This is a genomic window from Kitasatospora sp. NPDC057512 (assembly GCF_042802135.1).
Classification (GTDB): Bacteria; Actinomycetota; Actinomycetes; order Streptomycetales; family Streptomycetaceae; genus Kitasatospora.
Map to the genome: position 1 here is coordinate 1 of NZ_JBHVET010000688.1, position 4660 is coordinate 4660.

A 4660-nucleotide genomic window follows, 5' to 3' on the forward strand; every position below is an offset into this window, starting at 1 on the left:
CGCCATGGCGGCGGGCGCCCCCGGTTTTTCGCCCTCGCTCCTCTGCGGACTCCTCGCCCCTCCTCGTCCCGCCTAGCGCGACCGTTCGGCGACCAGGTAGCGGAACAGGTTCTCCATCCGTACCGAGCCGTCCGCGCGCAGGTACGGCTGGAGCACCTCCTCCAGCTCCTTGGCCACCAGCGAGGCCCCGGAGAACTCCTCGGCCGGCTCGAACAGGCCGGTGGAGAGCAGCCCGCGCACCGCGCTGTCGAGGTCGGCGTAGGCGAACGGGCAGCTCACCCGGCCACTGCCGGCCGGACGCAGACCGGCCGGGGCCAGCAGGTCCTCCAGCGCGCCGGGCGCGCTCAGCTCGAACGGGTCGCGCGCGGTGGTCCGGCCCGCCATCCGCCGGGCAACGTCCAGCACCGGGGCGCTCTCGCAGCGCTCGGGCGGGCCCCAGGCGGCCAGCACCACGTGCCCGCCCGGGAGGGTGAGCCGGGCGGCCTCGGCGACCACCGGGCCGGCGTCGGCGGCCCCGGGCAGCTGCTCGAAAACCGTCACCAGCGAATGGGCCGAGCGGGGGACGGCCGCCGTCGGCCGGGGCCCCGCGCACACCCGCAGCCGACGGTCGTGGGCCAGCTCGCGCAGCTCGTCCCGCGGCTCCTGCCCGGCGACCTGGGCGCCCCGGCCGGCCGCGAGCAGCAGGGCCAGGCCGGAGCGGCAGCCCAGGCCCAGCACGCTGCTCGCCGGGCCGACCTCCAGCCGGTCGTAGACCGCCTCGTAGAGCGGCACCAGCATGCGTTCCTGGATCTCCGCCCAGTCGCGCGCCCGCGCGGGGCGGGCCGCCCCGGTCCGCGGGTGGTGCGGGCGTGCGCCCGTCGGTCGTGCGGTCGTGCCGGTCGTGCCGGTCGTGCGAGCTGAAGCCATGGCGGCCTCCCATCCGGTCCTTCGGTGCGCTGCTACGGCTCCCCCAAAGTCCCGCCCCACACCAGCGAACAGCGGGTCGGGCCCGGCGTCCAGAGGGGTGCAGGGTGGTGCGCGCGTGTCGCGGTGGTGCGCCCCCGCCCGGTGATACCGATTCGAAACCGGGGCCCCGGGCCCCGTACCATTCGCCCCATGGCTAAGGCACCCGTTCTCACCCCTCAGGCGGAAGACTTCCCGCGCTGGTACCAGGACCTCATCAACAAGGCCGAGCTGGCCGACAACGGTCCGGTGCGCGGCACCATGGTCATCCGACCGTACGGCTACGGCCTGTGGGAGCGGATGCAGCAGGAGATGGACGCGCGGATCAAGAAGGCCGGCGCGCAGAACGCCTACTTCCCGATGTTCATCCCGCAGTCCTACCTGACCAAGGAGGCCGAGCACGTCGAGGGCTTCGCCCCCGAGCTCGCGGTGGTCACCCACGGCGGCGGCAAGCAGCTGGAGGAGCCGGTCGTCGTCCGGCCGACCTCCGAGACGATCATCAACGAGTACTTCTCGAAGTGGGTGCAGAGCCACCGCGACCTGCCCCTGCTGATCAACCAGTGGGCCAACGTGGTCCGTTGGGAGCTCCGCCCGCGCGTCTTCCTGCGCACCACCGAGTTCCTCTGGCAGGAGGGCCACACCGCCCACGCCACCTACGAGGACGCCCGCGCGTACGCGTCGATGATCCACACCCAGGTCTACGGCGACTTCATGACCAACGTGCTCGGCATCGACGTCGTGCTTGGCCGCAAGACCGCCAAGGAGCGCTTCGCCGGCGCCATCAACACCCTCACCCTCGAGGGCATGATGGGCGACGGCAAGGCGCTGCAGATGGGCACCAGCCACGAGCTGGGCCAGAACTTCGCCAAGGCGTTCAACACCACGTACCAGCTGCAGGGCGCCGAGCGCGAGCACGTCTGGCAGACCTCCTGGGGCGTCTCGACCCGCATGGTCGGCGGCCTGATCATGTCCCACGGCGACGACAACGGCCTGCGGGTGCCCCCGCGCCTGGCCGCCGTCCAGGCCGTCGTGCTCGCGATCAAGGGCGACGACGCGGTCATCGCCAAGGTCCGCGAGATCGGCGCCCAGCTGGAGGCCGTCGGCATCCGGGTCGTGGTCGACGACCGCACCGACACCCCGTTCGGCCGCCGGGCCGTCGACTGGGAGCTCAAGGGCGTTCCGCTGCGCATCGAGGTCGGCCCGCGCGACCTGGAGAACGGCACCGCGATGCTGGCCCGCCGCATCCCGGGCGGCAAGGAGCCGGTCTCCATCGACGCCCTGGCCGCGCTGCTTCCGGGCGTGCTGGAGGAGGACCAGGCGCTGCTGCTGCGCCAGTCCCGCGAGCGCCGCGAGTCCCGCACGGTCGACGTCAAGACCATCGACGAGGCCATCGAGGCCGCCGCGACCGGCTGGGGCCGGATCTCCTGGGCCGACCTCGGCGCGGAGGGCGAGGCCAAGCTGGCCGAGCAGGGCGTCACGGTCCGCTGCATCGTCGCGGCCGACGGCTCGGTGCCGCTGGCGGACGACCAGGAAGGCAATGTCGCGCTCGTCGCCCGGGCGTACTGACATCCGTTCGGTGTTCGGTGGATGTCCGGTGGATGTCCGCCGGACGCCGGTCGCCCACGGGTAATGACCGGCACCGGCGACATTTGCCCGGAATGCGGATGGGTAAGAATCCGGTAACTGTTCCGGTGCGTCCCCGCGGGGGACATCCCTACTGGCCGGTCAACTCCCGGTATTAACCGAATAGCGGTACGGTGTACGGCCCGTGGCCCTGTCAATCCGGCAGGCCCACGGGCCGTACGTCCTGGGTGGCGACAGCCCGCCCCCCGGACGGAATTCATCAGGCCCGCCGACGTTGCGACGGGCCCAAACCGGCAGGGGGTTGGTCTTGCGTCAGATCCGGAACGCGCAATTCGCGCGCGGCCTCGCATTCCTGGGAGTTCCCTGTGAATTCCCCGGGAACGAGAACATGCGGAACATCGGCTCGCACTCCATCGTTGGTCTAGCGTGAGCACGACACAGCCCCTCGTTCTCGCGGCCGAACTGGCCGCCGCCTGGAGTGACATCCAGGCCTACCACCAGGACCTTCCCGATCTGGCCTCGCCCGAGGCCCTGATCGGCGAGTCCTCCTCGGCCTGCGGGACGCGGCTCGGTTTCGAGCGCCTCCTCCACGAGGCCGCCCACGGTCTGGCCGCGGCCCGGGACATCCGGGACACCTCGCGCGCCGGCCGCTACCACAACCGGCGCTTCCTGATGCTCGCTTCCGAGCTGGGCCTGGCGCACCCGGTCGAGCCGCACGCGAGCAGCGGCTTCTCCCAGGTGACCATGCTCAAGGAGACCCAGGAGCGGTACGCCGAGACCATCGAACGCCTGGACCGTGCCCTCGGGGCGCACCAGGAGGCGGTGGCCGGCGACGGCGCGACGCGCGCCTTCCGCGGCCCGGCGGCCCGGCACGGCTCCTCCGGGGGCGGCGTGCGGGTCAAGGCGGTCTGCGGGTGCGGGCGCAACGTCCGGGTCGTTCCCTCGGTGCTCGCACAGGCGTCCATCGTCTGCGGCGCGTGCCAGCAGCCGTTCAAGATCGCTTAAGTCGCTCACGCCGCTCACGTCGCTCGAGCGGTCGACGTCCCGACGGGCTGCTGTGCGGGCAGCGGTCCGGCCGGACCGGGCGACGCGGAGCAGTACGGGACACGGAGCAGTACGGGTAGTACAGGTCACGTACAAGGCAGTACGGAACGAGCGGTACAGCAGGACAGCGGTGATGTCTTCGGGTTGGACCGGGAGCGGGGGCTCCCGGTCGAGCCCTGACCGGGTGCCCGGTCCCGCGTGCAGGCGGTTCTCGCCGATGTGGCAGAATGGACAGCTGAGTACTCGGCAGCCGAGCAGGACCCCTCTCTCCTACGGCTGGCGTGTCCCTTGAACGGTCCGCCCCGCAACCCCACGCGACGGCGAGCCCGCTCACCCACGTCAACACCAGGAGAATCCACTCCCGTGGCAGTCAAGATCAAGCTGAAGCGTCTCGGCAAGATTCGCTCCCCGCACTACCGCATCGTCGTCGCCGACGCCCGCACCAAGCGTGACGGTCGCGCGATCGAGGAGATCGGCATCTACCAGCCGACCTACAACCCCTCGAAGATCGAGGTCGACAGCGACCGCGCCCAGTACTGGCTGTCCGTCGGCGCCCAGCCGACCGAGCCGGTGCTCGCCATCCTGAAGCTGACCGGCGACTGGCAGAAGTTCAAGGGCCTGCCGGCTCCGGCTCCGCTGCTGGTTGCCGAGCCGAAGGTCGAGGACTTCTCGCACCTGTTCGCGAAGGCCGTCGCCGGCTTCGAGGACGCCACCACCGGTGTCGCCATCACCCCGAAGGCCAAGAAGTCGGACAAGGCCGAGGCCGAGTCCGACGCCGCCGCCGAGGCCTGATCGTGATCGAGGACGCCCTCGACCACCTGGTGAAGGGCATCGTCGAGCACCCCGACGAGGTGCAGGTGCGCTCGCGCAACCTGCGTCGGGGGAACACCATCGAGGTGCGAGTGCACCCCGATGACCTCGGCAAGGTGATCGGCCGGGGCGGCCGTACGGCGCGCGCTCTGCGCACCGTGGTCGGCGCCCTCGGCGGTCGCAACGTCCGGGTCGACCTGGTCGACGTGGACAACATTCGCTGACGCCGCTGCTCGTTCAGCCGTCAGGGCTTGTGAGGCCGACCGGGACGCATGTCGTC

Annotated in this window: 5 protein-coding genes; 4 read left to right on the forward strand and 1 reads right to left on the reverse strand. The window is 71.4% G+C overall.

All coding sequences use genetic code 11. The features are described from left to right. Window positions 1–72 precede the first annotated feature (72 nt). Entirely contained in the window at window positions 73–906 is an 834-nt protein-coding gene (locus ACFU6K_RS31935; protein ID WP_380668960.1) for a class I SAM-dependent methyltransferase, read from the reverse strand. A gap of 189 nt (window positions 907–1095) precedes the next feature. Here ACFU6K_RS31935 and proS point away from each other — a divergent pair, with 189 nt between their 5' ends. The 4 genes from proS to ACFU6K_RS31955 all read left to right on the forward strand — a co-directional run bounded on the left by proS (window position 1096) and on the right by ACFU6K_RS31955 (window position 4604). Beyond that, window positions 1096–2508 (forward strand): proline--tRNA ligase, encoded by a 1413-nt coding sequence (gene proS, locus ACFU6K_RS31940; RefSeq protein WP_380668962.1) that lies wholly within the window; start codon window positions 1096–1098, stop codon window positions 2506–2508. 444 nt (window positions 2509–2952) lie between these two features. Next, window positions 2953–3531 (forward strand): hypothetical protein, encoded by a 579-nt coding sequence (locus ACFU6K_RS31945; RefSeq protein ID WP_049650398.1) that lies wholly within the window; start codon window positions 2953–2955, stop codon window positions 3529–3531. A gap of 402 nt (window positions 3532–3933) precedes the next feature. Further along, window positions 3934–4362, forward strand: coding sequence for a 30S ribosomal protein S16 (gene rpsP, locus ACFU6K_RS31950; protein ID WP_049650397.1), 429 nt, complete (start codon window positions 3934–3936; stop codon window positions 4360–4362). A 2-nt stretch (window positions 4363–4364) separates the two neighbouring features. Next, a complete protein-coding gene (locus ACFU6K_RS31955; RefSeq protein WP_030056773.1) occupies window positions 4365–4604 on the forward strand; it encodes an RNA-binding protein in 240 nt (79 codons plus the stop codon). Window positions 4605–4660 lie beyond the last annotated feature (56 nt).

What these genes read in the sequence shown, in the direction of transcription:
- ACFU6K_RS31935 (WP_380668960.1), bottom strand. Translation starts at nt 906, where the DNA reads ATGGCTTCAGCTCGCACGACCGGCACGACCGGCACGACCGCACGACCG.
- proS (WP_380668962.1), top strand. Translation starts at nt 1,096, where the DNA reads ATGGCTAAGGCACCCGTTCTCACCCCTCAGGCGGAAGACTTCCCGCGC.